Source organism: Rhodoferax sp. GW822-FHT02A01 (genome assembly GCF_038784515.1).
In the GTDB taxonomy this organism is placed as follows: domain Bacteria; phylum Pseudomonadota; class Gammaproteobacteria; order Burkholderiales; family Burkholderiaceae_C; genus Allorhodoferax.
This window is the reverse complement of sequence record NZ_CP152376.1, coordinates 3,322,074-3,345,846: the sequence shown is the minus strand read 5'-3', so window position 1 is coordinate 3,345,846 and position 23,773 is coordinate 3,322,074. Positions and strand designations below refer to the sequence as shown.

Genomic DNA, 23,773 nt, shown 5'->3' with positions numbered 1-23,773 from the left:
CTCCAATCACGTTTTCTGGACAACGCATCAGCTTTAACTAATGCAACTGCACCCACAATAAGCCCACCATGCGTCCCTACACACTCAAGCAAATCCAGACCTTTCTGGAAGTAGCGCGGCAGAAGTCCGTGTCCAAGGCGGCTGAGCGGCTGTTCGTCACGCAGCCGGCCGTGTCCATGCAGATCCGCCAGCTCGAAGACGCCTTTGGCCTGGCACTGCTGGAGCCTGAGGGGCGCAACATCCGCCTGACCCACGCGGGCCAGGTGTTCCTGACCCACGCGCAGGCGGCCATGGGCCAGTTCAAGGACCTGGAAGCGCAGATGGCCGACCATGTGGGCCTGAAGAAAGGCCGCATCGACTTGGCTGTGGTGAGCACGGCCAAGTACTTCATCCCCATGCTGCTGGTGCAGTTTGACAAGCTGTTCGAGGGCATCCACGTGCAGCTGCAGATCGACAACCGGGAGAACGTGTTGGGCCTGCTGGCGCGCAAGGAGGTGGACCTGGTGGTGATGGGGCGCAGCCCCTCGGACATGGACATCGAGGCCACGTCGTTTGCCAGCAACCCGCTGGCCTTTGTGGCCGCACCCAACCACGCGCTGGTGCGCCGCAAGCAATTGCCCTTCTCGGCTCTGGCCGACTACAAGTTCGTGGTACGCGAAGAAGGCTCAGGCACGCGTGCGGCCATGCAGCGCCTGTTTACCCAGCACAAGACGCCGCTGCAAATCGAGATGGAAATGCCCAGCAACGAAACCATCAAGCAGGCCGTCATGGCGGGCATGGGACTGAGTTTTCTGTCCATGCGCACCATGCGCCATGAGCTGGCCAGTGGCCACATTGCGCTCATCGACGTGAAGGACCTGCCGCCCCCGGGCCACTGGTATGTGACGCACCTGAAGCACAAGACGCTCTCGCCGGCTGCGCGCGCCTTCAAGGATTTCCTGATCGAGCAGGGCGCGGCGCTGATGGATTCGTGGAGCTGAGGCTGCACCGGCGCATTTGCGCTAGTTGGGGTCGTGGAGCTCCAAGGGCATAGCCGCATCGGCGCTTAGCATGGCTGCACTAGGCAAAGGGAGTCAGCACATTGCAGGATACAGCGCGCCACACCACACCCCAACCTAAGGGACGCGCACGCACAGTCGCCCTGGCCCTGCTGCTGGAAGCCGCCATGGTGGTGAGCTGGAGCGGCGGCTTTGTAGGCATTCGCTTTTCCAGCGACTATGCGCCCATCTTCTCCATCCTGCTTTGGCGCAGCCTGGTGTCGGGCGTGCTGCTGCTGCCAATTGCGCTGTGCCTGGGGCCGCGCATGCCATGGGCGCAGGTGCGCGCACAGATCTTCTTTGGCGCACTGGCCATGGCAGCCTACCTGGGCAGCTTTGCATTGGCCATAGGCCAGCGCGTACCTACCGGCCTGGTGGCACTGGTGACCGACATGCTGCCGCTGGTGGTGGCGGTGCTGTCGTGGCCCGTGCTGGGCCATGCGCTGTCGGGCCGGCAGTGGGTTGGCACGGTGGTTGGCCTCTTGGGCGTGGTGGTGGCCTCCGGCGTCAGTACCCAGGGCGGTGAAGCGCCGCTGTGGGCCTATGGCCTGCCGATGCTGGGCACGGCAGCACTGGCACTGGCCACGCTGCTGCAAAAGAACAGCCCTTCCAGAAACATGCCGGTGTACCAGCAGCTCTGCATCCAGTGCCTGAGCGCAGCGGCCGTGTTTGCCGTATGCGCGGGGTTTGAGGGCAGCGTCATGCCGTCGACCAACCCACGCTTCATTGGCGGCATCTTATGGCTGGTGTTTGTGGCCACGTTTGGGTCGTGGAGCCTGTATTACCTGGCGCTGCGCCACACCTCGGCTGCGCGCGTCACGGCAGTGCTGTACCTGAGCCCGCCCATCACCATGGTCTGGGCCTGGCTGATGTTTGACGAGCCCCTATCGTGGCAAATGGCTGTGGGCCTGCTGATCTCGCTGGCGGGCATCGTGCTCTTTGCCCGCAGCGGCAATGCGTCAGCCGGCAGCAGCGCGCAGGTTGCGCAGCACGTTGTAGAGAAACAGCAGCACTGACACGCCAACCACCAGCGAGGCGATGCCCACCACGGGCTCCACTGCTGCATTGCCCATCAGCATCGCTGCCAGCGCAATCAACATCACCGGCGTGGCCACCTGGTGCAACCAGAACTGCACCTGCGCCAGCTTGTTGGCCAGCTGCGCCGCAAAGAGATGGTGCAACACCCCCATCAAGGCCATGGTGGCCCAGCCCAACAGATTGATGTGCGCATGCACCGGCGCAAGCACAAAGTCATGGCTCTTGCCCATGTGAATGCCCAACGCCACCCCGACTGTCAGATACACCGCCGCCATCTTGATCCACCGCAGCCCCAGACCTTTGTCCATGTTGTGCCCCTCTCGCTGTTTATATTGGGTTGATGAAGGTCAAGAATGTAGGGGTGGGATGGTGAGGTGTCAATGTGGGGGGTGGTTGGAATGGGGAATTGGGGAAGCGGCTTTGGGTTGGAAAAAGTGACTCATAGCGCGAATCCCAAAGACTGATTCCGACCCAAAGCGGGTCTTCGGGAGAGTGGATTCGCTGCTCCAAAGCGGACGTCTGATTGCCGTTGGTGTAGCGGTTGCGGCCGGTCAGAGCGGCTATTGGTTAAGTCAGCTGTTGGCCAATTGCTACCGGTCGAGAATGGCAGATTCAGAACGGCCCACAAACTTGCGGTGGTCCGGTGCAGGCGCAGAATTGAGCGATGGCAACACGTTCTCCTCGACTCGTGAGAAAGCTGCATAGGGGCTGAGCGCGGGTACCACCACGGTGATCTTCGCCAAGCATTAATTGCTGCGGCAGTTGATCTCATTGAAGAGCAAGGCCTGGAAGCCGTTAGCGTGCGCGCACTTGCGCGTCGTATTGGCGTATCTCCGGGGGCACCATTTCGTCATTTTCAAAGTCGCACGGCATTGTTAACTGCGGTGGCTGAAGAAGCCCAGGATCGATTGATGGAGGCCGTGAAGCAGACACTAAAACTTGCGTCTGAAGATGATCCGCTAAACAAGTTTCGCGCGATTGGCGAAGGATTTTTGCGATGGGCTTTTGCGAATCCCACACATTTCCAAGTGATCTCGACACGCGCGGTTATCGACTATGACAGCCCAGGTCTGCGCCAGCGCAATAATGAACTTCAGCAAACCATGATGCACTTGATGCAGAGCGCAGCTGATCAAGGCTACCTGAGGCCTGGCGATGTCGCCCAATACGTTTTGGGTGCCCGCGCGTTGGCCTATGGATTGGCGCGAATGCGCATCGATGGTCAATTCGATACTTGGGGAGTGGATGCCGAACAAGCACTATGTGAAAGTATGAAAGTGCTTGATCAATTTATAAAAACAATTCGTGCCTGAACAGAATCGGCTGATTTGCTGCCCAAAGTTGCCAATCGCGACCGGCGGAAACGGGCACAGCATTCGCACTCCGCATTCACAGCTATCCGGAAATCCTGTTTGAAAGACCTCTCCGTTTCCAACGAACGAGGTGTTCTGAACCAAATGACCAGCGATCAGATCAATTTGATTTACCCAACCTTCGCAACGAAACTGCGTCCACCTGGTCTATCGTTTGGTCTCCGGCCTTCAATCGGAACAATCGCATGGAATTGCTCACGCCCTGCACCTGTTGCGCCAGGGCATTGGCTGTGGCCGCCAACTCTTCAACCATGGCAGCGTTCTGCTGGGTAATGGTGTCCATTTGCGCAATGGCCTCGTTTATCTGGGAAATTCCCTGTGTCTGTTCGGATGACGTAGTGGTGATCTCGCCCAGCATGGTGTTGACCTGGTCGACTGCGTCCAATGCGCCCTTCATTCTTTCTTGTGCCAAGCGGGTCTGGTCGCTGCCAATCGTGATGCGCCCATTGGATTCGGTGATGAGTTGCTTGATATCCTTGGCGGCTGAAGCCGTGCGCTGGGCCAGCGAGCGCACTTCGGCGGCCACCACAGCGAATCCCCGACCTTGCTCGCCCGCACGAGCTGCTTCCACCGCTGCATTCAAGGCCAGGATATTGGTTTGAAAAGCCACGCCTTCTATCAGGTGGATGATTTCGGTAATGCGTCCAGACGATTCTGAAATCTCGTGCATGGAGTGAGCAACCTGGGCCACAGCCTCATTGCTGTTGTGCGTGACGGCCTGGGTCTGCAACGCCATTTCGGCCCCCTGCTTGGCAGATGCAGCACTCGTTTTCACGGCGCTATTGATCTGCTCCATGGACGCTGCCGTTTCTTCCAGACTGCTAGCCTGCGATTCCGTACGTGCAGAAAGATCCTGATTGCCGTCTGCAATCTCCCGCACGGAGCGGCTGACTTGTTCAATTTCCTCCCGCACATCGCTCACCACGGTACGCAGATTGACAGACATCTGCCGCATTGCCTGCCGCAGTTCACGCAGCAGGCCCTGACCGCTGACGGGCACCTTGTGAGACAAGTCTCCGGCTGCCAGGTGATTGGCATCGGCGACCAGACTTTGCAATGGCTTGATGGTCATGCGCCACGTGGTCCATACCGTTGCTGCGGCAATGCCCACGGCCAACAATGCCATGGGCAGCAACGGCAGCGCCAGAGCGGAAGCTGCCACCACCAGCGCCATAAGCAGACACTGGATCCATGCCAGACGGGCCACCAAACCGGGCTTGAACAGCTGGAAAAACCGCCCCTTTAAATCGGTTCGCACGACCTGCCCTCTGTGCAGCTTCAAGGTAACGCGACCAGTTTTCGCCTCGGCCTGCATTGCGGCATACAGCTCTTCCGCTTCACGAATGGAATCGGGCGATGGGGACGTGCGCACAGACAGGTAGCCCGTGATCTTCTCGCCATCCACCATGGGGGTGGCATTGGCGCGGACCCAATAGTGATCACCATTCTTGCGGCGATTCTTTACCAGAGCACTCCAGGGTTGTTTGGCCTGAATGGTGTCCCACAGATCGCGAAACGCCTCTTCTGGCATATCCGGGTGACGCACCATGTTGTGCGGTTGACCCAAAAGCTCGCTGGCCGCAAAGCCACTGACTTCAATAAAAGCAGGATTGCAATAGACGATACGCCCCTTGAGATCTGTAACAGACACCAAGGTCTGCTCCGATGGAACCACGTACGCATGCTGGGAGACAGGTAGATTGGTACGCATGGTGACACCTCGCTATTGCTATTGTTTGTTATTGCCGAATCATCGCGTCAGCGATCAGACCTCGGGAATTGGGAGCCATGCCAAAGTCTTTGTTTTAGACATGATTGTCTGTGCGTCACCTTAACTTCGCCTTATTGCAGACTGACCGTGTCCTGTTCATATGAAGACACCCTCCTGCCCCTGTTATTGCCAGAGCTTTGGCCCCATCTGTGTCAGCAACACTCCTGACCTGACTGCGACGGACCAACAAATGCTCAGGTGCTGCGTTATTTGAACATCATACTGACATAGTATGGACGCACTTGTAGTCGCTACCATTGACAGAATGCAAACAACCGATTCGCTTCCCCGCGACGCCCAGAGCATTCTTGAACTCGCAGCGCGCTCCATGTTCGACCTCTTTGCCACTGCTAGCGAGGGCATGCTGCTGGGCTACACCGGCATCGTCAGCTTTGCGCACACCATGTTTTTTGGCATAGGCGCGTATGGCGTGGCAATTGCCACTACCAGCCTCGGCCCGACCTGGGGAGCACTGGCCATCGGCACGGGGGCGTCGCTGTTGTTGTCGCTGCTGCTGGCCTTGGCCGTCGGCCTGTTTTCATTGCGGGTTCGCGCCATCTTCTTTGCCATGATCACGCTGGCCGTGGCCTCCGCCTTCCAGACGTTGGCCTCCCAGCTATCGGATATCACCGGCGGTGAAGACGGCCTGAGCTTCAAGTTGCCACTGTGGCTGATGCCCAGTTTTGAGCCCTTTGACGAACCCGTGCTGGGCCTGACCATCGATGGCCTGGTGATCTGCTATTACTTGCTTTTTGTGGTGGCTGTGCTGCTGACGCTGGCGCTGCTGCGTATCGTCAACTCGCCTTTTGGCCGGGTGCTGCAGGCCATTCGCGAAAACGAATTCCGCGCCGAGGCCATAGGCTACCGGGTGGTTGTGTACCGCACGCTGTCGAGCGTGCTGTCCGCCCTGTTTGCCACGCTGGCCGGCGTCATGCTGGCGCTCTGGCTGCGCTACAACGGGCCCGACACCTCGCTGTCTTTCGAAATCATGATGGACGTGCTGCTCATCGTGGTAATCGGCGGCATGGGCACGATCTACGGCGCCCTCGTGGGCTCGGTGGTCTTTCTGGTGGCCCAAAGCTATCTGCAGGATTTGCTGCGCCTGGGCAGCGAAGCCACCACCGCCCTGCCCCTGCTCTCCGCCCTGCTCTCGCCTGATCGCTGGATGCTCTGGCTGGGCCTGCTGTTTGTGCTTTCGGTTTACTACTTCCCCACCGGCATGGTGGGACGCCTGCGCCGCCAAGGAGAATCTCATGGCCATTGAGTCCCGTTCGGAATACGCTGTCTGCGCCGGTCGCGAGATCCACTACATGGACTGGGGACCGGCCCAGGGCCCGGTCGTCATTGCCTGGCATGGGCTGGCGCGCACCGGGCGCGACATGGACGAGCTGGCCATGCACCTGGCCGAGCGCGGCTACCGCGTGATCTGCCCCGACACGCTGGGCCGCGGTTACAGCCAGTGGAGCCCGGACCCGCACAACGAATATTGCCTGGCCTTCTATGCACGGCTGGCCGCAGGGCTGTTTGATGCCCTGGGAATCCAGTCTGCGCATTGGGTTGGCACCTCCATGGGCGGCGCCATCGGCACCGTCTGTGCCTCGGGCCTTTATGCGCCCACCATGAAGCAACGGATCAAGAGCCTGGTGCTCAACGACAACGCGCCGCAACTGGCCCAGTCGGCCATTGAACGCATCAAGGCCTATGCAGGCAACCCGCCCGCCTTTGCCACCGTGCGCGAACTCGAAGCCTTCTTCCGCCAGGCCTACAAACCCTTCGGCTGGCTCAGCGATGCGCAGTGGCGCCGCCTGGCCGAGAGTTCCACACGCCGCCTGCCGGACGGCCGCGTCACCCCGCACTATGACCCTGCCATGGTCGGCCAGTTTTTCCACCATCCGGACGACTACCTGATCTGGCAACACTACGATGCACTGACCATCCCAGTACTGCTGCTGCGCGGCGCGGACTCCGACCTCGTGCTGCCCGAAACGGTAGACCAGATGCGCAGCCGGGGCCCCGGCCAGCATGCACAGTTGCAGGTGCTAGAAGTGCCGGGCTGCGGCCATGCGCCAGCACTCAATGTTGCGCATCAGCTTGATGCTGTCACGGAGTTCATTCAGCGGGTGGGGTAGTCTGGAAGGACCCGTGAGATGTGGTCAGGCAACTTCAAAAAAGGAATCAGACAGTCTTGCGGCCACACTGGTTCTCCCGTTTTGATGTTCGACCCGAACCACCTTCCCCTCACATACCAGATTCAGCCTTCTACCGTCCAAAACGACTTCTACGGTGAACGTCACTGTCGATCCAAGCTCGGCATCCTCGTTCGTTGAAAACAGGACACCGGTGGCGCTGATATTCTGCGTGGTTGCCCCCGCAGCCCCATACCCAAGCGGGAGCGTTGCATAAACACGCTCGGCGCGATCCAGCGATTGCTGGTACCCCTCCACGACGGTATTGGTTGGATTTTGCAATTTCTGTATTTACGCTATTGGAGCCGTATTGCTGAATTTCAGTAAAGAGTGGGCCGCATTGAAAGACTACTTATCCAAGGCTTGAGTCCAAAGTCTCCAGGACTCCTCGTCATTGCTTTCGAACGCTTCCGGCACAGGTAACGTCCGTACAAACTTTCGCCGCTCCACCAAGTCAATAGACTTGATCTCTGGGCGTGCGGATTCCGCCGGACCCTTGGTTTCCGCAACGTTTGCGTCTGGATGGCGATATGAATACTGCATTTCTTTCAGTCTATTGATGAAGCACCAGCTACGCATCCCCCATTCGGGTGAAATGTAACTTTTTCCCATTAATTGTTACATTGGCATATGTCAATACGATAGGAATGCTCAATTACAGCGAGTCAATACTGACCGCCCCCATGCAAAACTTGGCTCTCCGCATATTTGGTTTGACATTCACGCTGGCCCAATAACGCCGAACGCACGGTCGGCCTTGGTTTATGTCTTAAGGACCACCGCCAGTGCGAAACGCACGAGCCATCAACTTTTTCGCATCGGAGCGGCGACGCCGATCCGGGCATCGTCCTGAGTGTCTCTGCCGATGCAGGCCATGTAGTACGTCGCGCAAATGGGCTTGTACTTTGGCCAAACGTACTACGCTCCGCACATGAGTGGATGCATCTCTCGTAACAATTGATCCATACGATGAGCCGCTGACCTGATTTCAGGGATGCGTGGTACGCCCGCGGGCTATTGCATTTATCAGTCTAAAGATGGAACCCATGAAAAATCCAACCCTGTCCAAATTCGTCCTTGCACTTGCCGCATCAGCCGCGCTCACTGTGTCCACCTCGGCTCTCGCTGATGATCCAGTCATCCTCACTTTTGCAACCGTTGGAGATTCCCGCCAGGATCCCATTACCCTGGACCCCTCTCAAGTCGCACAAGGAGGAGTAACTGCGCAGGATGCGAAGTGGCTGCAGAACACCAAAGCATGGTCGCGAATCATGCGTACCATCTCGTCCCATAAAGCCAATCTGCTGTTCTTCAATGGCGATATGGTCATGGGATATGGCAATGGCACGGACCTGACACCATACAAGACCACCAATGTGGGCGGAGTCTGGACGCCGGCCAATCTGCCTTCCGGTTTGACGACGGACACCACGGATTTTTATGCACAGTACGCCTTCTGGCGTGGGTTGGTGGCCAATCTGTTTGAGACTGGCACCTACGTGGTTCCTGTTCCTGGAAATCATGAAACACAGTGCAAGAGCTGCACACCTGCCAAAACCGCCCAACCAGGCAATGAGGCGATCTGGCGCGACAACATGGTTGATCTCATTCTGGATAACAACCGTTTGCTGAACGTGACGGGAGCGTCCGCCTCTGATCTCTACTACGACGCCAACAACTATCCAAAAATTGGCGACAAGCTGGCCAATTCGGAGCCAGCAAAGACCTATTCAACCAGCCAGTATGGTCTGAGCTACAGCTTTGATTTCAAGGGTAGCCACTTCGCCATCGTCAATACCGATGCGGTGGGCGTAGACGGTCGCGCGCCTGCTGTGTGGCTCGCCGCTGATTTCGCTGCCGCCCAAGCACGCAACCCCAACGTCAAGCTGTTCGTATTCGGTCACAAGCCAGCCTATACGTACAAGTACATGGACTACACCAAAACGCCACCAGTTGCCATCACCAAACTGGCAGGCATTGATGCAACTACCGCCAAGTGCACCAACCCGGCGGATGGAAGTGTGGCAATTGTGGCTACTGCGTGCAATCGTGACGAGTTCTGGAAAGTGATCGAAAGCAACCATGCGACCTACTTCTCTGGACACGAACACATCTTCAACATCCAGCAACCGTTGGGTGGTTCCTATCAGGTGCTGGTAGGTTCTGGTGGTTCCCCGTTTGAAACGTCGGTTACGACCAACAACCCCAATGACCGTAAGTATGCGTGGGCCGAGGTTCGCGTCTACCAGAGCGGCAAGGTTCAAGTAACTGCATACGGCTTCGATGAAAACTACAACGGCACCGCCGTTCTGAGCAACTTCGTTCTGCCTTACTGAACGCAAAGAAATATCCATCATGATGAACAAAACATTTGCGGGTTCTGCTCTGCTGGCACTGCTGCTGTCTGTCAATGTTGCCCACGCCGAACTGGCCGTCAATACCGGAACGCCTGACAATACAGGCAGCCAGATTGCTGTTGACAGTGCCGACTGGCTGGCCGGTCAGGTGACTTTCAACCAAGCCTATCAAGTCAACAGTATCTCTGCATACCTGGACCAACTGTTCCCAGGTGGCAACGACTTCAGCATCACGCTGTATAGCAACACGTCGGCAAACAAGGTGGGCTCCCAGCTTTATTCCAGCACTGCGACCTTTACGGGCACCGGCTGGAATGGGGCATCCAATCTGAACTGGACAGTGGACAGCGGGACATATTGGATTGGCTTGGAAGTTAGCGATACACAGGGCTCCAACCTCGTCGCCCCACAGATCGCCACAGGAACGCCTTTGACACGCACGGCAATTACCTCAGGGAACGGGTATGACTCGCACCAAAGTGGAGCCAGTGCCTATCAGTTTGGCCTGCGCGTCGACGTGGCCCCCGTTCCCGAACCCACCAGCGTTGCCATGCTGCTGGCGGGAATTGGTCTGATCGGTGTTGCACTCAAAAAGCGCAATTCCTTGCAAGCCTAAGCGGGCATGTGACTCAAGTCTCGCAAATCATGCTCCAAATCGGATCGACTTCTGCTCCTGGAATGCAGGCTTACCAATAGCTCTACGCGCACGCGCAGTGACAATAGCGTTTGAATGGCTGCAATGCCTTGGCTGTTGTTTGCATTGCCACTGAGTGCGGTATGGAGTGCCAATACGGTGGCACTGCTATCTTACGTACTGTCTGTGTACCAACGATGAAGGCACCAAGGTCCAACGGAGGCAACCACTGTGAACCCGGCTTTCTACCTATCGGCAGCACTCGTGATACTTGGTGTGATTGCTATCGTCTTTGGACCGCACCCATCCATTGACCCTTCGCAAAAGATCGGCTACTTTGGCTTGCTCGCGTTGGGCCTTGGAATGCTCACCTTCCTCATCGCCTTGGCACTTACTCATGCCAACTAGCCACGTCAGCTAGTGCAAGTCACCTAGCTTGGATGCATGGAAATGCTGTTTGGCGAGCGATTGAAAGTTGTGCTTGTGCGGTGTGGCCGCACGACGCTCAACAACTCTCCGTTCCTTGACCTGCTCCAATGCATGCAACTCTGATTGCAATCGCTGAACATCAAGGTCGTCTTTGCCGTATCGAGTTTCCAAGTCCTGCACAACGCTGCGCAGGTTGTCAATTTTCTTACCCATCTTCTTACCCTCCAGCGAAGCTCATGGTGTCACCGCTCCAATAAATCGCACTGACCTGAATCAATCAGATGCAATTGGCGCAATGACCATAACACATAGGCACTCCCGATGACTCTTAGGACATAGTCCCCTAGAGCAAATTCCTTTTTCCGGGAGACTCCACGGCAAATGGCCATGGCCAACCGTAGGCTACTTGCTGGCGTATTGCGTTTGGCTTTGGCTGCCACAGCCTCACGGGCATAGAGGCCGCTGTGGCATCGGGCCTGGCACGTCATCAGTATTCACGCTGCCTTGAAAACCATCAGAAAAACCTGATTCGCCACACATTTAAATTGAATTTTCATGATGAATGGGCGTCCCTATAGTCCGCTCCGTAGACAGCAATTCCCTGCACTCAACGGAGCAAAAAAATGGACCAATCCAACCGCTATGCGGACCTGAGCCTGAAAGAAGACGAGCTCATTGCCGGTGGCAAACACATTCTGGTGGCCTACCGCATGAAGCCCAAGGCAGGGCATGGCTACCTGGAAGCGGCGGCGCACTTTGCGGCGGAGTCATCCACCGGGACCAATGTGGAAGTGAGCACCACCGATGACTTCACCCGTGGTGTGGACGCGTTGGTCTATTACATCGACGAGGCCACCGAGGACATGCGAATTGCCTATCCGCTGGACCTGTTCGACCGCAATCTGACCGACGGGCGCATGATGATCGTGTCCTTCCTCACGCTGGTGATCGGCAACAACCAGGGCATGGGCGACATCCAGCACGCCAAGATCCACGACTTCTACATGCCCGAGCGGGCCGTCCAGCTGTTTGACGGCCCGGCCAAGGACATCTCGGACCTGTGGCGCATCCTAGGCCGCCCGCTCAAGGATGGCGGCTACATTGCCGGCACCATCATCAAGCCCAAGCTGGGCCTGCGCCCCGAGCCGTTTGCGCATGCGGCCTACCAGTTCTGGCTGGGTGGTGACTTCATCAAGAACGACGAGCCGCAGGGCAACCAGACCTTTGCACCGCTGAAGAAAACCATCCCGCTGGTGGCCGATGCCCTCAAGCGTGCGCAAGACGAGACCGGCCAGCCCAAGCTGTTCTCCGCCAACATCACGGCGGACGACCACTACGAGATGTGTGCACGCGCCGACTTCATCCTGGAGACCTTTGGCTCCGACGCCGACAAGGTGGCTTTCCTGGTGGACGGCTTTGTGGGCGGTCCGGGCATGATCACCACGGCACGGCGCCAGTATCCCGGCCAATACCTGCATTACCACCGTGCCGGCCACGGCATGATCACCTCGCCCTCGGCCAAGCGCGGTTACACCGCCTTTGTGCTGGCCAAGATTGCGCGGCTGCAAGGCGCCTCGGGCATCCACGTGGGCACCATGGGCTACGGCAAGATGGAAGGAGAGAACGACGACCGACAGATTGCCTACATGATCGAGCGCGACGAATGCCAGGGCCCGGTGTACTACCAGAAGTGGTACAGCATGAAGCCCACCACACCCATCATCTCCGGCGGCATGAATGCGCTGCGCCTGCCGGGCTTCTTCAAGAACCTGGGCCACGGCAATGTCATCAACACCTCCGGTGGCGGCTCGTACGGCCACATCGACAGCCCGGCGGCAGGCGCCATTTCGCTACGCCAGTCGTACGAATGCTGGAAGAGCGGCGCGGACCCGATCGCGTTTGCCAAGGAGCACAAGGAGTTTGCGCGCGCGTTTGCTTCCTTCCCCGGCGACGCCGACAAGCTGTACCCCGGCTGGCGCGAAAAGCTGGGCACGCACGCCTGAGGCATTTACCCCACAGAGACAGCCACCATGGCCGATACCACTGCCTACCGCATCACGAACCAGCCTTTCTACCAGGCGCAGGGCAATGAGGTGGCGCTGTACGAGAGCGCCTATGCGGCGCGCCTGCCGGTCATGCTCAAGGGGCCCACGGGTTGCGGCAAGTCGCGCTTTGTGGAGTACATGGCGTGGAAGCTGGGCAAGCCGCTGATCACCGTGGCCTGCAACGAAGACATGACCGCCTCCGACCTGCTGGGCCGCTACCTGCTGGAAGCCAACGGCACGCGCTGGCTGGACGGCCCGCTAACGACCGCCGCACGCATAGGCGCCATTTGCTACCTGGATGAAATCGTGGAGGCGCGGCAAGACACTACCGTGGTCATCCACCCGCTGACCGACCACCGGCGCCAGTTGCCGCTGGACAAGCATGGCGAGTTGATCCAGGCGCATGCGGACTTTCAGTTGGTGATCTCCTACAACCCGGGCTACCAGAGCCTGATGAAGGACCTCAAACAATCCACCAAACAGCGCTTTGTGGGCTTTGACTTTGACTATCCCCTGCCCGCCGTGGAGGCCGGCATTCTGCACACGGAAACCGGGCTGCCCGAGGCCGTGGCGCTGCAACTGGTGCAGGTGGGCCAGGCCGGGCGCCGCCTCAAGGGGCATGGTTTGGACGAGGGCATCTCCACGCGGCTGCTGGTGTATGCGGCCACGCTCATGCAGGCTGGCGTGGGTGCACGTGACGCTTGCCGCATGGCACTGGTACGCCCCATCACCGACGACGCCGATATCCGCGCGACGCTGGACCATGCCATTGACAGCGTCTTTGCATGAGCGTGTGGCCTGCGGCTTTGCGCAAGTGGCGGCTGTGGTGGACGACTGCTTGCTGCAAGCAGAGGAACTGCTGACGGAGCAGGGCCTGCAGGACTTCGTGGACGCCTGCGCGCAGCTTGGCAAACTGGGGCGCGGCCCGGATCCGCTGCTCAACTTTCTGCAGGCCTGGCCGCAGACAGCGCAGATATTGGGTGAGGAGGCTCTGTCTGCCGTCATGACGACTGTGCACAGCATCAACAAGTCGCCCAACGGGCGCAGCATTGCGCCCTTCCTGCAGGCGCTGCCGGCGGTGGCACGCAGGCTGCCCGTCCTTGCACAGATGGAGGACTACTTTGCACTGTGCCGCTACACCATGGATGCCACCAGCGGCTCCATCCACGGCATCCACAAGACCTATGCCAGCCCCTGCCTGTCCACCTTCTTCGAAACGGCACCGCAAGTGCTGCAGACCCTGTCGCTAGAAGGCCTGCAGGCCTGGACCGCCTATGGCGTGCGCCATTACGGCCATCAGCCCGAGCAGCAGCGTGACTACTTTGCCCTGCAGAGCGCAGACAGCCGTGCCGTGCTGCAGCGCGAGCGTCACGGAACCCTGCTGGTGGACCACATGCGTGTGCTGGACATGTACCTGCAAGCATTGTGGGATGACGGCGCACTGCTGATTCCCTACAGCACGGCCCCCTTGGACGAGTCCCTACCGCAGCAGGTTGCACAACCGTATTTCGATAGTGAAGGCATACGCCTGCCCGATGTGTATGAGGCGGACGCCAGCATCAGCGGTCTGGACCGCTACCGCGCAGCGCTGGCGCACATGGCTGCGCACAAACGCTGGAGCACTGCCATCCATGCCGATAACTTCAGCCCGGCGCAGCGTTTGACCATCGAATGCCTGGAAGATGCGCGGGTGGACCTGCTGACCATGCGGTTGTACCCCGGACTGCGCAAGGCTTTGCGCGCCCTGCACCCTGCCCCACTTCTAGGCGCGTGCAACCCGGCCACCCACTCCTGCCTGCGCCATCGACTCACGATGCTGTCGCGCGCACTCCTGTATCCGGACCATGGTTATACCGATCCGGACCTGCTGACGTGTGTGGCGCACTTTCATGCGCTGCTGGACCCCGGCCCTTCCTGCACCACGGAAATCAGCGCACTGGCCCTGCAGTACCTGGCGCGCACGCGTCAGCAGAGTGACCAGCTTGCCGACACCTGGTTTGACCATACCCACGTGGGCTATCGCGACGACAACCGCCACCTATGGAAATTCCATGAACTCAGCGACGATGAGGAGAACTTTGACAGACCGTATGCGCATACGCAGCAACAAGAGGTGCAAAGGCTGCCACCCCGTCTCTACCCGGAGTGGGACTACGCCAGCCAAACGTACCGGCCGGACTGGGTCAGCCTGTATGAATGCCTGCACGGCAGTGGGAGAGCCAGTGACATTGACCAACTGCTTCAGAAGCACGCCGTGCTGGCCAAGCAGCTCAAGCGCTTGTTGGATCTCGTCAAACCACAGGACAAGGTGCGGCTACGTTACCAGGAGGATGGCAGCGAACTGGATCTGGATGTCGCCTTGCAAGCCCAGATTGACCACCACTGCGGAATACAACCCGATGGGCGCATCACCCAGAGCCACCGCAGCAATGGACGCAGCATTGCGGTCACGCTGTTGCTGGACCTGTCCGAATCATTGAACCAGAAGGTGCCAGGCTCAGGACAAAGCCTGTTGGAGTTGAGCCAGGAAGCCGTGGCTCTGCTGGCCTGGTCAATTGAGCAACTGGGCGATCCATTGGCGATTGCAGGTTTTCATTCGAATACACGTCATGACCTGCGCTATATGCATTTGAAAGGATTTGGCGAACACTGGGATGATCAGGTGAAAGCGCGACTGGCGGCCGTGCAAGCTGCGTATTCCACCCGCATGGGCGCGGCGATGCGTCATGCCGCCCACACGCTGGCCGCGCAGAAGACCGACAAGAAAATCCTGCTGGTGCTGACCGATGGCAGGCCATCCGATGTAGACGTACAAGACCAGCAGCTATTGGTAGAAGATGCGCGCAAGGCCGTCATCGAGTTGCGCGCGCAAGGTATCTGCACTTACTGCATCAGCCTGGACACGCAAGCAGACAGCTATGTAAAAGACATATTCGCCAACCAGTTCACCGTCGCCGACCAGATCGAGCGACTGCCGGAAAAGCTCACCCGGCTGTTTGTGGCCATGACATCCTGAGAACCAACAGGAGACAAAAAAAGAGAACCCAGCCAATGGGCTGGGTTCAAGCAAGCCCCGAAAGCTTGCCGCGCAGGGAGGTGACGCGGAGGCATTTGCCTAAGCGCATCGTAAGCCGCCAGCGTCAACCGTATGTAAAAATTGGAAACACGGGAGGTAAAAGTGTGTGAATTACCTATACTCGCGTTGGCAACTGCAATATAAAAATCAGGAGTTGGTATGGACAAGGACTTGAAGACGCTTCTTGAAGAACTGGTCAGAAGCGGTGATGCACCGCCCGTGCAACCTGCACCCGTCTTACCGGTGCCCGAGGCCATTGAGTCTGACTCCGAAGAAGCATGGAACGACTTTCAGGATTCACAAATCGCCTTCAACCGGGATTTTGAAGAGTCGCAAAGAGGTAGCCTGTAAATGCTCAATCCCATCAAGCGGGTCTGGGTTCCCAAGAAGCCCGCGACAGAAACCCCGCCGGTTCCCGTTGAAGCGCAATCTGAACCTGCGGCTGCCGCCAAACAAAACGTGTATTTCGAAGAGGTACCAGAGCCCGAAGTCGTAGAGAAGTTCAGCGATTCGGTATGGGCCGCATTTGAATCCATAAAGCCCTCCCCCTAAGGCACGTCATGAAGGGCATTTTGGGAATCGTTGGCTTGCTGATCGTGCTGGGCATCGTGTCCGTACTGGTCAAGAAGCAATTGACCGGTGGTTCTGCACAGAGTTCGCAACAGCAGTTGCAGCAGGCGCCACAACAGGTCAAGCAACAGGTGGAGGCCATCATGCAACAGCCTCGCCCGGTTCCCGACGACAAGTAAACCGCTGTCCTGATTACAAAAGCTGGCGAATGGTTTCCGGAATACGCCGGGGCCGCAGGTTGGATGCATTCACGCAACCGATTCGGACCGACGCTTCGGCCAGCAGCACTTCGTCTCGCCACGCTTGCTGCTCGAGCAGCATGGATGCCTTGCCACACTCCGCTACCCGCACGGTGACATTCAACAGGTCATCCAACCTAGCCGAAGCCAGGTAACGCAGGTTCACTTCCGCCACGACAAAGATGCAGTCCTGCTCGGCCTGCAACGCGCTTTGCGAGACACCCAGTGCACGCAACCACTCGGTACGCGCACGCTCGAAGAACTTCAGGTAGTTGGCATAGAAAACGACACCGCCCGCGTCGGTGTCTTCCCAATAAACCCGCACCTGCAAGGGACTGTTGGCTTGGCTCAAAATCTTCTCTTTCAAAATACCGATTATTCGCTGAACAGCGGCGCGGCCGCGGTGCGATACTTCTGCCACCTCGAAAAACGATCTGTCTTGAGTTCCGAATCCCCCATCGCCACACCTGTACGTCCGCCCGTTGAACCGGGCGTGCGTGAGTTTGCGCTGATTGCCGGGTTGGAAGCTTTGGTGCGTGGCGCCACGTTGGCGGCCTACCCCTTGCTGATGTACCGCGCGTGGAATGATGCGCAGGTGGTGTCGGAAATCTACTTCGTGGTGGGCGTGCTGTCGCTGCTCACGGCGCTGGGTGTGCCTTTGCTGACGCAACATATGCAACGCCGCTGGGTCTACACGCTGGGTGTGAGCCTGTATGTGGTGTCGGCTGGCTTTGGCATGTTGGGCGGCAAATGGGTCACGGCAGCGCTGATGTGCAACACCCTGGCAGCGGCCACTTCCTTTGTCTGTTTCAACGCCTATGTGCTGGACCATGTGTCCAAGACGGACTTTGCACGGCTGGAATCCCTGCGCATGTTTTACGGTGCGCCTGGCTGGGTGCTGGGCCCGGCTCTGGGGGTGCAGCTGCTACCGGTCTGGCACGGCACGCCATTCCTGCTGGCTGGGTTGGGCGCTGCGGCCATTCTGGGTTTCATCTGGTACCTGCGGCTGGGCAATGGGCGCGCCATGTCCCGACAGCGCTCCGGAGCTTCCAATCCACTGGTGTATTTGCAGCGCTTCTTTGTGCAGCCGCGCCTGATCGGTGGCTGGCTGTTTGCCGTCATACGCTCGTGCGGCTGGTGGTTCTACTTCGTGTATCTGGGCATCTTCGCAGTGCAAAACGGCCTGGGCGATGAGGTGGGTGGTGTGGCTACGTCACTTGCCAACATGGGCCTGATTGCTGCGCCGCTGATGTACCGCTGGGTTCAAAGCACTTCGGTACGCCGCGCCATGCGTACGGCGTTTTTGTGCAGCGCAACCTGCTTTGTGCTGGCTACCCTGGTGTCGCCCTTGCCCTGGGCCACCATCGCCATACTGATTCTGGGGTCCTACTGCCTGGTGCTGCTGGATGTGTGCGCCGGTCTACCCTTCCTGATGTCGGTTAAACCTTCGGAACGCACGGAAATGTCGGCGGTGTACTCGAGCTTTCGCGATGTGTCGGGGATTCTGTCGCCGGCGCTGGCCTGGGCAGTGCTGCAATTCACCACAGTGTCGGGCGTGTTTGCCGCGGGAGGATGTGCACTGCTGCTGGGTTGGGCGATTGCTGGCCAGTTGCATCCGCAGCTCGGGGTGCCTGGCGCGCTGCGGGTACGCAACACCTCTCAGCCCGACAGCCCCCGATAAGGCTTCGGTGGCTCAGTTCAGCGCAACGCGTTGCAGCTTATCGGTGAAGTGCTTGTGCACCAGGGTTTCCAGCTTGGCGTAGTTCACAGGCTTCTGAAAACAGATAACGCCTTCGGGCAATCCACCGCGCTCATTGATCTCGTCCGTGCTCAATGCCGAAATCACCAGCAACTTGAGCCCGGCGAAAGCCGAGTCGGGCTTGGTCAGCGCGCGCAGCATCTCGAATCCATCCATGCCGGGCATGACCAAGTCTGAAACCACGATGTCCGGACGCTTCTCGCCAATGCGCACCAGCCCGTCAAAGCCGTTGGTTGCAGTCGTCAGCTCCACCGGGAACGGCCAACCGGATACTACGCCGCTGAACAAGCGCAGCAGGTGCGGGTCGTCTTCCACAAGCAGCAACTTGAGTGCCGTGGGAACCGCTGCTGCGGTGCCGTTGACGGGACTCAGGTCGTGCTGACGCTCGGCCATGAGTTTTTCGACAGCGCTTCGGGCAATCCGCCGGTGTCCACCCGCAGTACGCCAAGCTGGCAAAACTCCCGCTTCCACCCACAGCTGCACGGTGCGAACGGCCACGCCCAGGGTTTCCCCGGCTTCGCGGGTGGTCATGACATCTTCATTGGCGGAAATTTTGCGCATGGAACGATTCTGATTGTTCGTAGAGATTTTATCGGCAGAGGCACGGATATGGCATCCAGAAGGCGACACGGACCGCTTTATCGGCCTTTCTTGCTGCTAGCATCCGGCTACAGCTTATCCCATGTTGTTCTTTTCCAAGCTCCTCAATCTTCTTGCACAGCCTTTGAACGGGGTATTGCTGCTATTGGCACTGGCCTGCTACCTCGGCAAAAACAACCCCCGTGCCGCCCGCAGACTGCTGGCCTGTGGCACGGTTCTGCTGGCGCTAAGTGGCGTAACCACGTTGCCGGACGCGTTGCTCAGCCAACTGGAAGACCAGTACCCGGAGCTGGGGGCCCAAGCCGACCTGAGTGGCTATGCGGGCGTCATCGTGTTGGGCGGTGCGCTGGAGTCAGGCCGGGTCAGTGCGCACCATGCGCTGCCTCAGCTCAACTCCAGTGCGGAACGCATGACAGCCGCTTTTGCGCTCTGGCGCCGCAATCCTGCCTTGCGGGTGGCGTTCACCGGCGGTGAAGGTGAACTGTTTGGAACCGGTCCCAGCGAAGCCGAGCGGGCCCGCAATTTCTTCACCAGCATGGGACTGCCTACAGAGGCCCTTGCGCTGGAAGACCGATCCCGCACCACCTATGAAAACGCCCTCTTTACCAAGGAGCTACCCGGAGTGGATACCAGCAAGCGCTGGTTGCTCGTGACCTCCGCCTGGCACATGCCGCGCTCGCTGCGCACCTTTGAGAAGGCTGGCTGGAAGGTAACGCCCTATCCGGTAGACTTTCGCACGGGCGGCCTGACGCCGCTGACAAGCTATTCCCTGCGTAGCGGTGCGGAGCAGTGGGAGCTGCTGCTGCACGAATGCATTGGTATTGCCGCCTACCGCCTGGCGGGTCGCCTCTAGGGCTTGACAGGCCCCTGGGGCAGATGCCAGGCCAGCGCTTTGTCGATGCGCCGACCATCAAGTTCCTTGACCTCGAAGCGCCACTGGGCGCAGACAATTTTTTCGCCCACTGAAGGCATGTGGCCGGAAACCGTCATCAGCAACCCGGCCAGCGTGTTGTAGCGGCCGCGGTCTTCGTGGGGCAGTTCCTGCTCGATATCCAGACGCGACTTGAGTTCCGCCACCGGCATCAGGCCGTCCAGCAGCCAGGAGCCGTCGGGCTGCTGGGTGGCCCACGCTTCTTCCTGCACCTCTGGCTTGAGCTCTCCGGTAATGGCCTCCAGCACATCGTGAGGCGTGATCAGGCCCTGCACCACGCCGTATTCGTCCACCACAAACACCATGCGTGCGGCCTTGGTGCGGAACTGCTCGATCAGTTCCATGCCAGTCAACGTCTCGGGCACATACACCGCCGGCTCCACCAGTGCACCGATGCCGTAGGGGTAGCGCACACCCCGCTCCAGCATGCGCGCCACACTGACCACCCCCACCACGTCGTCCAGCGAACCGCGGCACACCGGGTACCAGGAGTGCGGGTTCTTCTCCGCTGCGCCACTGGCCTGTTGCAGCGCTTCGGCCACGGTACTGCTGGCGTCCAGCCACTCGATGTCGGAGCGCGGCAGCATCATGGAGGTGAGCGTGCGGTCATCGAGGTGGAACACGTTGCGCACCATCTGATGCTCATGTTCTTCGATGATGCCAGCGTCCACGCCTTCTTCCAGGCTGGCGGAAATCTCGGCCTCGGTCACGGCGCGGTTGTCACTGGTGTCGATCTGCAGCAAGCGCAGCATGCCATGGGTACACAGCGACAGCAGGCGCACAAAGGGCTTGGCCGCAATCGCAATCCAGAGCATGGGGCGCGACACCACACGGGCCACCGGCTCCGGGTACAGCTGCCCGATGCGCTTGGGCACCAGTTCACCAAACAGAATGGTGATGAAGGTGATGGCCGTGACCACCAGCACAGTGGAGGTCACGCCGGATGCTTTGTGCGACAAGGCGAAGGTACGTTCCAGTACGTCTGCCAAACCGTCACCAAAGGCGGCCTCGCCCACCACGGCGTTCAACATGCCGATGCCGGTGATACCCACCTGCACGACAGAGAGAAATTGCGTCGGGTTGTCCAGCAGCTCCAGCGCCGCTTTGGCCCCTGCGTCGCCTTCGTCGGCCATGGTCTGCAAGCGTACTTTCCTGCTGGCGGTGAGCGCCAGCTCCGACATGGCGAACGCGCCGTTGAGCAACGTGAGCACCAGAATGACTAAAAAGTCCATGCAGCCTTCAGCGAAAATGTAGACATGGCACTTTACATGATCGGTGACCTGCAAGGCTGCGATGCCGCATTGCAGCGTCTTCTGGAAAAAATATCCTTCTCGCCCAGCCGCGACACGCTCTACCTTCTTGGAGATCTCGTCAACCGCGGCCCGGCGTCGGACGCGGTACTGCGCCGCCTGATGGGTTATGGCGCTTCGGCCCGCTGCCTGCTGGGCAACCATGATCTGCACCTGCTGGCCGTTTCCTACGGCGCACGCAAGCCCGGGCGCAAGGACACACTGCAGTGCATTCTGCAAGCCCCCGACCGCCACGCCATGCTGGAGTGGCTGCGCCACCAGAACATGGCTCTGCTGGAGCAATGGGGCGGACGCGAGATGCTGATGGTGCACGCCGGCGTGCTGCCGCAATGGGGCGCGGCACAAACCCTGGAGCTGGCACGTGAGGTGGAAGCTGCGCTGCGCTCCAGTACGGTGGCGGACTTCTTTGCCACCATGTATGGCAATGCACCTGCGTCCTGGGATGAAGCGCTGCAGGGAGCCGAGCGGCTGCGCGTGGTGGTCAATGCCCTCACCCGCATGCGTTTCTGCACGCCGCAGGGCACCATGGAATTCGGAGAAAGCGGCACGACCGCCCCGCCAGGCTATATGCCGTGGTTTGATGTGCCCGGACGCCACACGGCGCAGAGTACGGTCGCGTTCGGCCATTGGTCCACCTTGGGCCATCTGGACCGTGGGGATGTGCTGTCCATGGATACCGGCTGTGTGTGGGGTGGTTGCCTGAGCGCCATGCGCGTCACGCCCCTGCAACAGGGCTGGGATGCGGAACTGATCCAGGTGCAGTGCGAGCAGGCGCAAAAGCCGGGCGAATAAGCCCGCAATGGCCGCACAGCAAAACGGGCCCCAAGGGCCCGTTTGTCACTCCGACTTGAACAGTGCTGCCACCTTGCGCTTGGGCTTGATGTTGGCCGATATGCTGCGGGTCGCTGGCTTGGCTGCAGCCTCCCAGGAAGGTGCGGCGTCTGCTGCCGGTGCTTCATAGGGTTTGTCGAAGAACGGATCACGCGGAGCCGGCGCCGGACGGGAATACTCGCGTCGGCCTTCGCTGCGGCCACCACGGCTCTCGCTGCGCGCATCGCCACGTCCTTCTGGGCGGGCGTCACGGCGCGGTTCGCTTCGACCATTGTCGCCACCGTCTTCGTGGTACATGCGGCGACCATCGTTGATGCGGCCTTGCTTGCGGATGTCGGGTAGGTCTTCGTCGAACTCCAGCGCCTCGATTTCGATCTTGCTCTTGATGAGCTTTTCGATATCAGCCACCAGGCGCGCATCGTTGTTGCCACCGACAAAGCTCACGGCCAGACCGGAGGCACCAGCACGACCGGTACGGCCGATGCGGTGCACATAGTCTTCGGCGTTGAAGGGGATGTCGAAGTTGAACACCGCAGGCACGTCCTTGATATCCAGGCCGCGCGCGGCCACATCGGTACACACCAGCAAATCCACTTCGCCCTTCTTGAAGGCCTCGAGTGCCTTGAGGCGCTCGTCCTGGCTCTTGTCGCCATGCAGGGCCGCAGTCTTGAGTCCTTCGCGCTCCAGCGAACGGGCCAGTCGGGCACAGCCCAGCTTGCTGTTCACAAACACAAAGGCCTGCTTCATGCCGCGGCTCTGCAGGATCTGGTGCAGGGCGTGGCGCTTGCTGTCTTCGTTGACGCTGTAGAAGTGCTGCTCCACGGTGGACGCGGTGGCATTGGAACGCGCCACTTCAATGGTGGTCGGGTTTTGCAGGTAGCTATTGGCCAGGCGCTTGATTTCGGGTGAGAACGTCGCCGAGAACAGCAACGTAGTGCGCTGCTTGGGCAGGTACGACAGGATGCGCTGCAGGTCGGGCAGGAAGCCGATGTCCAGCATGCGGTCGGCCTCGTCCAGCACCACGTATTCCACTTGGTTAAGCACGGCGGTCTTGGCTTCAATGTGGTCCAGCAGACGGCCTGGGGTGGCCACCAGCACTTCCACGCCGGCCTTGAGCTCCAGCGTCTGCGGCTTCATGTCCATGCCGCCAAACACCACGGCGCTGCGCAGGTTGGTGTACTTGGCGTACAGCTTGACCTGCTGGGCCACCTGGTCGGCCAGCTCACGCGTGGGCAGCAACACCAGGGCGCGCACCGGATGGCGCGCGGGGGATGTGGAAGCGTTTTCGTGCTTCATCATGCGCTGCAACAGCGGCAGGGCAAACGCGGCGGTCTTGCCGGTTCCAGTCTGGGCCGCGCCCATGACGTCGCGCCCGGCGAGCACCACGGGAATGGCTTGTGCCTGGATCGGCGTCATGGACTCATAGCCCATCTCGGCCACCGCCCGTGCAATAGGGGCAGCCAACTGCAGCTGGGCAAAAGCCATCACGGGGGTGTCCTGGGTCAGGACGTTGGAATGGACGGTGCTCTCAGGGGCAGCGTTGGCTGCGGGGGAGACGGTCTCAGAGGGGGAATTCAGTTCAGTATT

26 protein-coding genes are annotated in these 23,773 nt (G+C 59.5%); 17 read left to right on the top strand and 9 right to left on the bottom strand.

The features are described from left to right. Positions 1–68: 68 nt before the first annotated feature. Together AAGF34_RS15715 and AAGF34_RS15710 are read left to right on the top strand one after the other, a co-directional pair. Positions 69–980 (top strand): LysR family transcriptional regulator, encoded by a 912-nt coding sequence (locus tag AAGF34_RS15715; protein WP_342616658.1) that lies wholly within the window; start codon positions 69–71, stop codon positions 978–980. Between the two features lie 101 nt (positions 981–1,081). Then, complete coding sequence (locus AAGF34_RS15710) at positions 1,082–2,053, top strand: DMT family transporter (RefSeq protein WP_342616657.1); 972 nt, start codon at positions 1,082–1,084, stop codon at positions 2,051–2,053. Here AAGF34_RS15710 and AAGF34_RS15705 read toward each other — a convergent pair. Both AAGF34_RS15705 and AAGF34_RS15700 read right to left on the bottom strand, forming a co-directional pair. Continuing rightward, entirely contained in the window at positions 1,997–2,383 is a 387-nt protein-coding gene (locus tag AAGF34_RS15705) for a hypothetical protein (RefSeq protein WP_342616656.1), read from the bottom strand. The two genes, AAGF34_RS15710 and AAGF34_RS15705, sit on opposite strands and share 57 nt — an antisense overlap. Before the next feature lie 282 nt (positions 2,384–2,665). Further along, positions 2,666–2,818 (bottom strand): hypothetical protein, encoded by a 153-nt coding sequence (locus AAGF34_RS15700; RefSeq protein ID WP_342616655.1) that lies wholly within the window; start codon positions 2,816–2,818, stop codon positions 2,666–2,668. A gap of 57 nt (positions 2,819–2,875) precedes the next feature. Here AAGF34_RS15700 and AAGF34_RS15695 point away from each other — a divergent pair, with 57 nt between their 5' ends. Continuing rightward, positions 2,876–3,388 (top strand): TetR/AcrR family transcriptional regulator, encoded by a 513-nt coding sequence (locus AAGF34_RS15695; RefSeq protein WP_342616654.1) that lies wholly within the window; start codon positions 2,876–2,878, stop codon positions 3,386–3,388. 160 nt (positions 3,389–3,548) lie between these two features. On the opposite strand, the gene AAGF34_RS15690 is transcribed toward AAGF34_RS15695, so the two are convergent. Beyond that, positions 3,549–5,159 carry a methyl-accepting chemotaxis protein gene (locus tag AAGF34_RS15690; protein WP_342616653.1) on the bottom strand — a complete coding sequence of 537 codons (1,611 nt, stop codon included), beginning with the start codon at positions 5,157–5,159 and terminating at the stop codon, positions 3,549–3,551. A 325-nt stretch (positions 5,160–5,484) separates the two neighbouring features. On the opposite strand from AAGF34_RS15690, the gene AAGF34_RS15685 reads away from it, so the two are divergent. Together AAGF34_RS15685 and AAGF34_RS15680 are read left to right on the top strand one after the other, a co-directional pair. Next, positions 5,485–6,483, top strand: coding sequence for a branched-chain amino acid ABC transporter permease (locus AAGF34_RS15685; RefSeq protein ID WP_342616652.1), 999 nt, complete (start codon positions 5,485–5,487; stop codon positions 6,481–6,483). Continuing rightward, positions 6,473–7,348 (top strand): alpha/beta hydrolase, encoded by an 876-nt coding sequence (locus AAGF34_RS15680; protein WP_342616651.1) that lies wholly within the window; start codon positions 6,473–6,475, stop codon positions 7,346–7,348. Before AAGF34_RS15685 ends, AAGF34_RS15680 begins: the two co-directional genes overlap by 11 nt. Positions 7,349–7,372: 24 nt before the next feature. Here AAGF34_RS15680 and AAGF34_RS15675 read toward each other — a convergent pair whose 3' ends face one another. Next, positions 7,373–7,687 (bottom strand): PilZ domain-containing protein, encoded by a 315-nt coding sequence (locus tag AAGF34_RS15675; protein ID WP_342616650.1) that lies wholly within the window; start codon positions 7,685–7,687, stop codon positions 7,373–7,375. Positions 7,688–8,451: 764 nt separating this feature from the next. On the opposite strand from AAGF34_RS15675, the gene AAGF34_RS15670 reads away from it, so the two are divergent. The 3 genes from AAGF34_RS15670 (at position 8,452) to AAGF34_RS15660 (ending at position 10,804) form a co-directional block, all read left to right on the top strand. Next, positions 8,452–9,741: a hypothetical protein gene (locus AAGF34_RS15670; protein WP_342616649.1), complete on the top strand. Its 1,290-nt coding sequence runs from the start codon at positions 8,452–8,454 to the stop codon at positions 9,739–9,741. A 19-nt stretch (positions 9,742–9,760) separates the two neighbouring features. Next, positions 9,761–10,378 carry a PEP-CTERM sorting domain-containing protein gene (locus tag AAGF34_RS15665; RefSeq protein WP_342616648.1) on the top strand — a complete coding sequence of 206 codons (618 nt, stop codon included), beginning with the start codon at positions 9,761–9,763 and terminating at the stop codon, positions 10,376–10,378. Between the two features lie 249 nt (positions 10,379–10,627). Then, positions 10,628–10,804, top strand: coding sequence for a hypothetical protein (locus AAGF34_RS15660; RefSeq protein WP_342616647.1), 177 nt, complete (start codon positions 10,628–10,630; stop codon positions 10,802–10,804). A gap of 9 nt (positions 10,805–10,813) precedes the next feature. On the opposite strand, the gene AAGF34_RS15655 is transcribed toward AAGF34_RS15660, so the two are convergent. Next, entirely contained in the window at positions 10,814–11,038 is a 225-nt protein-coding gene (locus tag AAGF34_RS15655; RefSeq protein ID WP_342616646.1) for a hypothetical protein, read from the bottom strand. 410 nt (positions 11,039–11,448) lie between these two features. Between AAGF34_RS15655 and AAGF34_RS15650 the strand changes: the two genes are divergently transcribed. From AAGF34_RS15650 to AAGF34_RS15625, 6 genes are all read left to right on the top strand, one after another. Further along, a complete protein-coding gene (locus AAGF34_RS15650) occupies positions 11,449–12,828 on the top strand; it encodes a ribulose-bisphosphate carboxylase (RefSeq protein ID WP_342616645.1) in 1,380 nt (459 codons plus the stop codon). 27 nt (positions 12,829–12,855) lie between these two features. Further along, positions 12,856–13,659, top strand: a complete 804-nt coding sequence (locus tag AAGF34_RS15645) for a CbbQ/NirQ/NorQ/GpvN family protein (protein WP_342616644.1) — start codon at positions 12,856–12,858, stop codon at positions 13,657–13,659. After that, positions 13,634–15,886 (top strand): VWA domain-containing protein, encoded by a 2,253-nt coding sequence (locus AAGF34_RS15640; RefSeq protein WP_342616643.1) that lies wholly within the window; start codon positions 13,634–13,636, stop codon positions 15,884–15,886. The genes AAGF34_RS15645 and AAGF34_RS15640 overlap by 26 nt, the downstream gene beginning before the upstream one ends. A 219-nt stretch (positions 15,887–16,105) precedes the next feature. Further along, positions 16,106–16,297, top strand: a complete 192-nt coding sequence (locus tag AAGF34_RS15635; protein ID WP_342616642.1) for a hypothetical protein — start codon at positions 16,106–16,108, stop codon at positions 16,295–16,297. Next, a complete protein-coding gene (locus tag AAGF34_RS15630) occupies positions 16,298–16,498 on the top strand; it encodes a hypothetical protein (RefSeq protein WP_342616641.1) in 201 nt (66 codons plus the stop codon). Between the two features lie 8 nt (positions 16,499–16,506). Continuing rightward, the gene (locus AAGF34_RS15625; protein WP_342616640.1) at positions 16,507–16,695 is read left to right on the top strand and encodes a hypothetical protein; all 189 of its coding nucleotides are present in this window, start codon (positions 16,507–16,509) and stop codon (positions 16,693–16,695) included. 13 nt (positions 16,696–16,708) lie between these two features. On the opposite strand, the gene ybgC is transcribed toward AAGF34_RS15625, so the two are convergent. Further along, positions 16,709–17,107, bottom strand: coding sequence for a tol-pal system-associated acyl-CoA thioesterase (gene ybgC, locus AAGF34_RS15620; protein ID WP_342616639.1), 399 nt, complete (start codon positions 17,105–17,107; stop codon positions 16,709–16,711). A gap of 87 nt (positions 17,108–17,194) precedes the next feature. On the opposite strand from ybgC, the gene AAGF34_RS15615 reads away from it, so the two are divergent. Next, positions 17,195–18,436 carry an MFS transporter gene (locus AAGF34_RS15615; protein WP_342616638.1) on the top strand — a complete coding sequence of 414 codons (1,242 nt, stop codon included), beginning with the start codon at positions 17,195–17,197 and terminating at the stop codon, positions 18,434–18,436. A gap of 12 nt (positions 18,437–18,448) precedes the next feature. Here the strand turns inward: AAGF34_RS15615 and AAGF34_RS15610 are convergent, their stop codons facing one another. Beyond that, positions 18,449–19,075: an excisionase family DNA-binding protein gene (locus AAGF34_RS15610; RefSeq protein ID WP_342616637.1), complete on the bottom strand. Its 627-nt coding sequence runs from the start codon at positions 19,073–19,075 to the stop codon at positions 18,449–18,451. 121 nt (positions 19,076–19,196) lie between these two features. Here AAGF34_RS15610 and AAGF34_RS15605 point away from each other — a divergent pair, with 121 nt between their 5' ends. Continuing rightward, positions 19,197–19,967, top strand: a complete 771-nt coding sequence (locus AAGF34_RS15605; protein ID WP_342616636.1) for a YdcF family protein — start codon at positions 19,197–19,199, stop codon at positions 19,965–19,967. Here the strand turns inward: AAGF34_RS15605 and AAGF34_RS15600 are convergent. Then, on the bottom strand, positions 19,964–21,277 hold the full coding sequence (locus AAGF34_RS15600) for a hemolysin family protein (protein WP_342616635.1): 1,314 nt from the start codon (positions 21,275–21,277) through the stop codon (positions 19,964–19,966). The two genes, AAGF34_RS15605 and AAGF34_RS15600, sit on opposite strands and share 4 nt — an antisense overlap. A gap of 24 nt (positions 21,278–21,301) precedes the next feature. Between AAGF34_RS15600 and AAGF34_RS15595 the strand changes: the two genes are divergently transcribed. After that, positions 21,302–22,147: a symmetrical bis(5'-nucleosyl)-tetraphosphatase gene (locus AAGF34_RS15595; protein WP_342616634.1), complete on the top strand. Its 846-nt coding sequence runs from the start codon at positions 21,302–21,304 to the stop codon at positions 22,145–22,147. Between the two features lie 45 nt (positions 22,148–22,192). On the opposite strand, the gene AAGF34_RS15590 is transcribed toward AAGF34_RS15595, so the two are convergent. Then, on the bottom strand, positions 22,193–23,671 hold the full coding sequence (locus AAGF34_RS15590) for a DEAD/DEAH box helicase (RefSeq protein WP_342616633.1): 1,479 nt from the start codon (positions 23,669–23,671) through the stop codon (positions 22,193–22,195). Positions 23,672–23,773: the final 102 nt, after the last annotated feature.

Excerpts from the sequence above, each read along its gene's own strand:
- AAGF34_RS15715 (WP_342616658.1), top strand. The coding sequence starts at position 69 with ATGCGTCCCTACACACTCAAGCAAATCCAGACCTTTCTGGAAGTAGCG.
- AAGF34_RS15705 (WP_342616656.1), bottom strand. The coding sequence starts at position 2,383 with ATGGACAAAGGTCTGGGGCTGCGGTGGATCAAGATGGCGGCGGTGTAT.
- AAGF34_RS15690 (WP_342616653.1), bottom strand. The coding sequence starts at position 5,159 with ATGCGTACCAATCTACCTGTCTCCCAGCATGCGTACGTGGTTCCATCG.
- AAGF34_RS15685 (WP_342616652.1), top strand. The coding sequence starts at position 5,485 with ATGCAAACAACCGATTCGCTTCCCCGCGACGCCCAGAGCATTCTTGAA.
- AAGF34_RS15680 (WP_342616651.1), top strand. The coding sequence starts at position 6,473 with ATGGCCATTGAGTCCCGTTCGGAATACGCTGTCTGCGCCGGTCGCGAG.
- AAGF34_RS15670 (WP_342616649.1), top strand. The coding sequence starts at position 8,452 with ATGAAAAATCCAACCCTGTCCAAATTCGTCCTTGCACTTGCCGCATCA.
- AAGF34_RS15665 (WP_342616648.1), top strand. The coding sequence starts at position 9,761 with ATGATGAACAAAACATTTGCGGGTTCTGCTCTGCTGGCACTGCTGCTG.
- AAGF34_RS15655 (WP_342616646.1), bottom strand. The coding sequence starts at position 11,038 with ATGGGTAAGAAAATTGACAACCTGCGCAGCGTTGTGCAGGACTTGGAA.
- AAGF34_RS15650 (WP_342616645.1), top strand. The coding sequence starts at position 11,449 with ATGGACCAATCCAACCGCTATGCGGACCTGAGCCTGAAAGAAGACGAG.
- AAGF34_RS15645 (WP_342616644.1), top strand. The coding sequence starts at position 12,856 with ATGGCCGATACCACTGCCTACCGCATCACGAACCAGCCTTTCTACCAG.
- AAGF34_RS15640 (WP_342616643.1), top strand. The coding sequence starts at position 13,634 with ATGCCATTGACAGCGTCTTTGCATGAGCGTGTGGCCTGCGGCTTTGCG.
- AAGF34_RS15635 (WP_342616642.1), top strand. The coding sequence starts at position 16,106 with ATGGACAAGGACTTGAAGACGCTTCTTGAAGAACTGGTCAGAAGCGGT.
- AAGF34_RS15630 (WP_342616641.1), top strand. The coding sequence starts at position 16,298 with ATGCTCAATCCCATCAAGCGGGTCTGGGTTCCCAAGAAGCCCGCGACA.
- AAGF34_RS15625 (WP_342616640.1), top strand. The coding sequence starts at position 16,507 with ATGAAGGGCATTTTGGGAATCGTTGGCTTGCTGATCGTGCTGGGCATC.
- AAGF34_RS15610 (WP_342616637.1), bottom strand. The coding sequence starts at position 19,075 with ATGCGCAAAATTTCCGCCAATGAAGATGTCATGACCACCCGCGAAGCC.
- AAGF34_RS15605 (WP_342616636.1), top strand. The coding sequence starts at position 19,197 with ATGTTGTTCTTTTCCAAGCTCCTCAATCTTCTTGCACAGCCTTTGAAC.
- AAGF34_RS15600 (WP_342616635.1), bottom strand. The coding sequence starts at position 21,277 with ATGGACTTTTTAGTCATTCTGGTGCTCACGTTGCTCAACGGCGCGTTC.
- AAGF34_RS15595 (WP_342616634.1), top strand. The coding sequence starts at position 21,302 with ATGGCACTTTACATGATCGGTGACCTGCAAGGCTGCGATGCCGCATTG.
- AAGF34_RS15590 (WP_342616633.1), bottom strand. The coding sequence starts at position 23,671 with ATGGCTTTTGCCCAGCTGCAGTTGGCTGCCCCTATTGCACGGGCGGTG.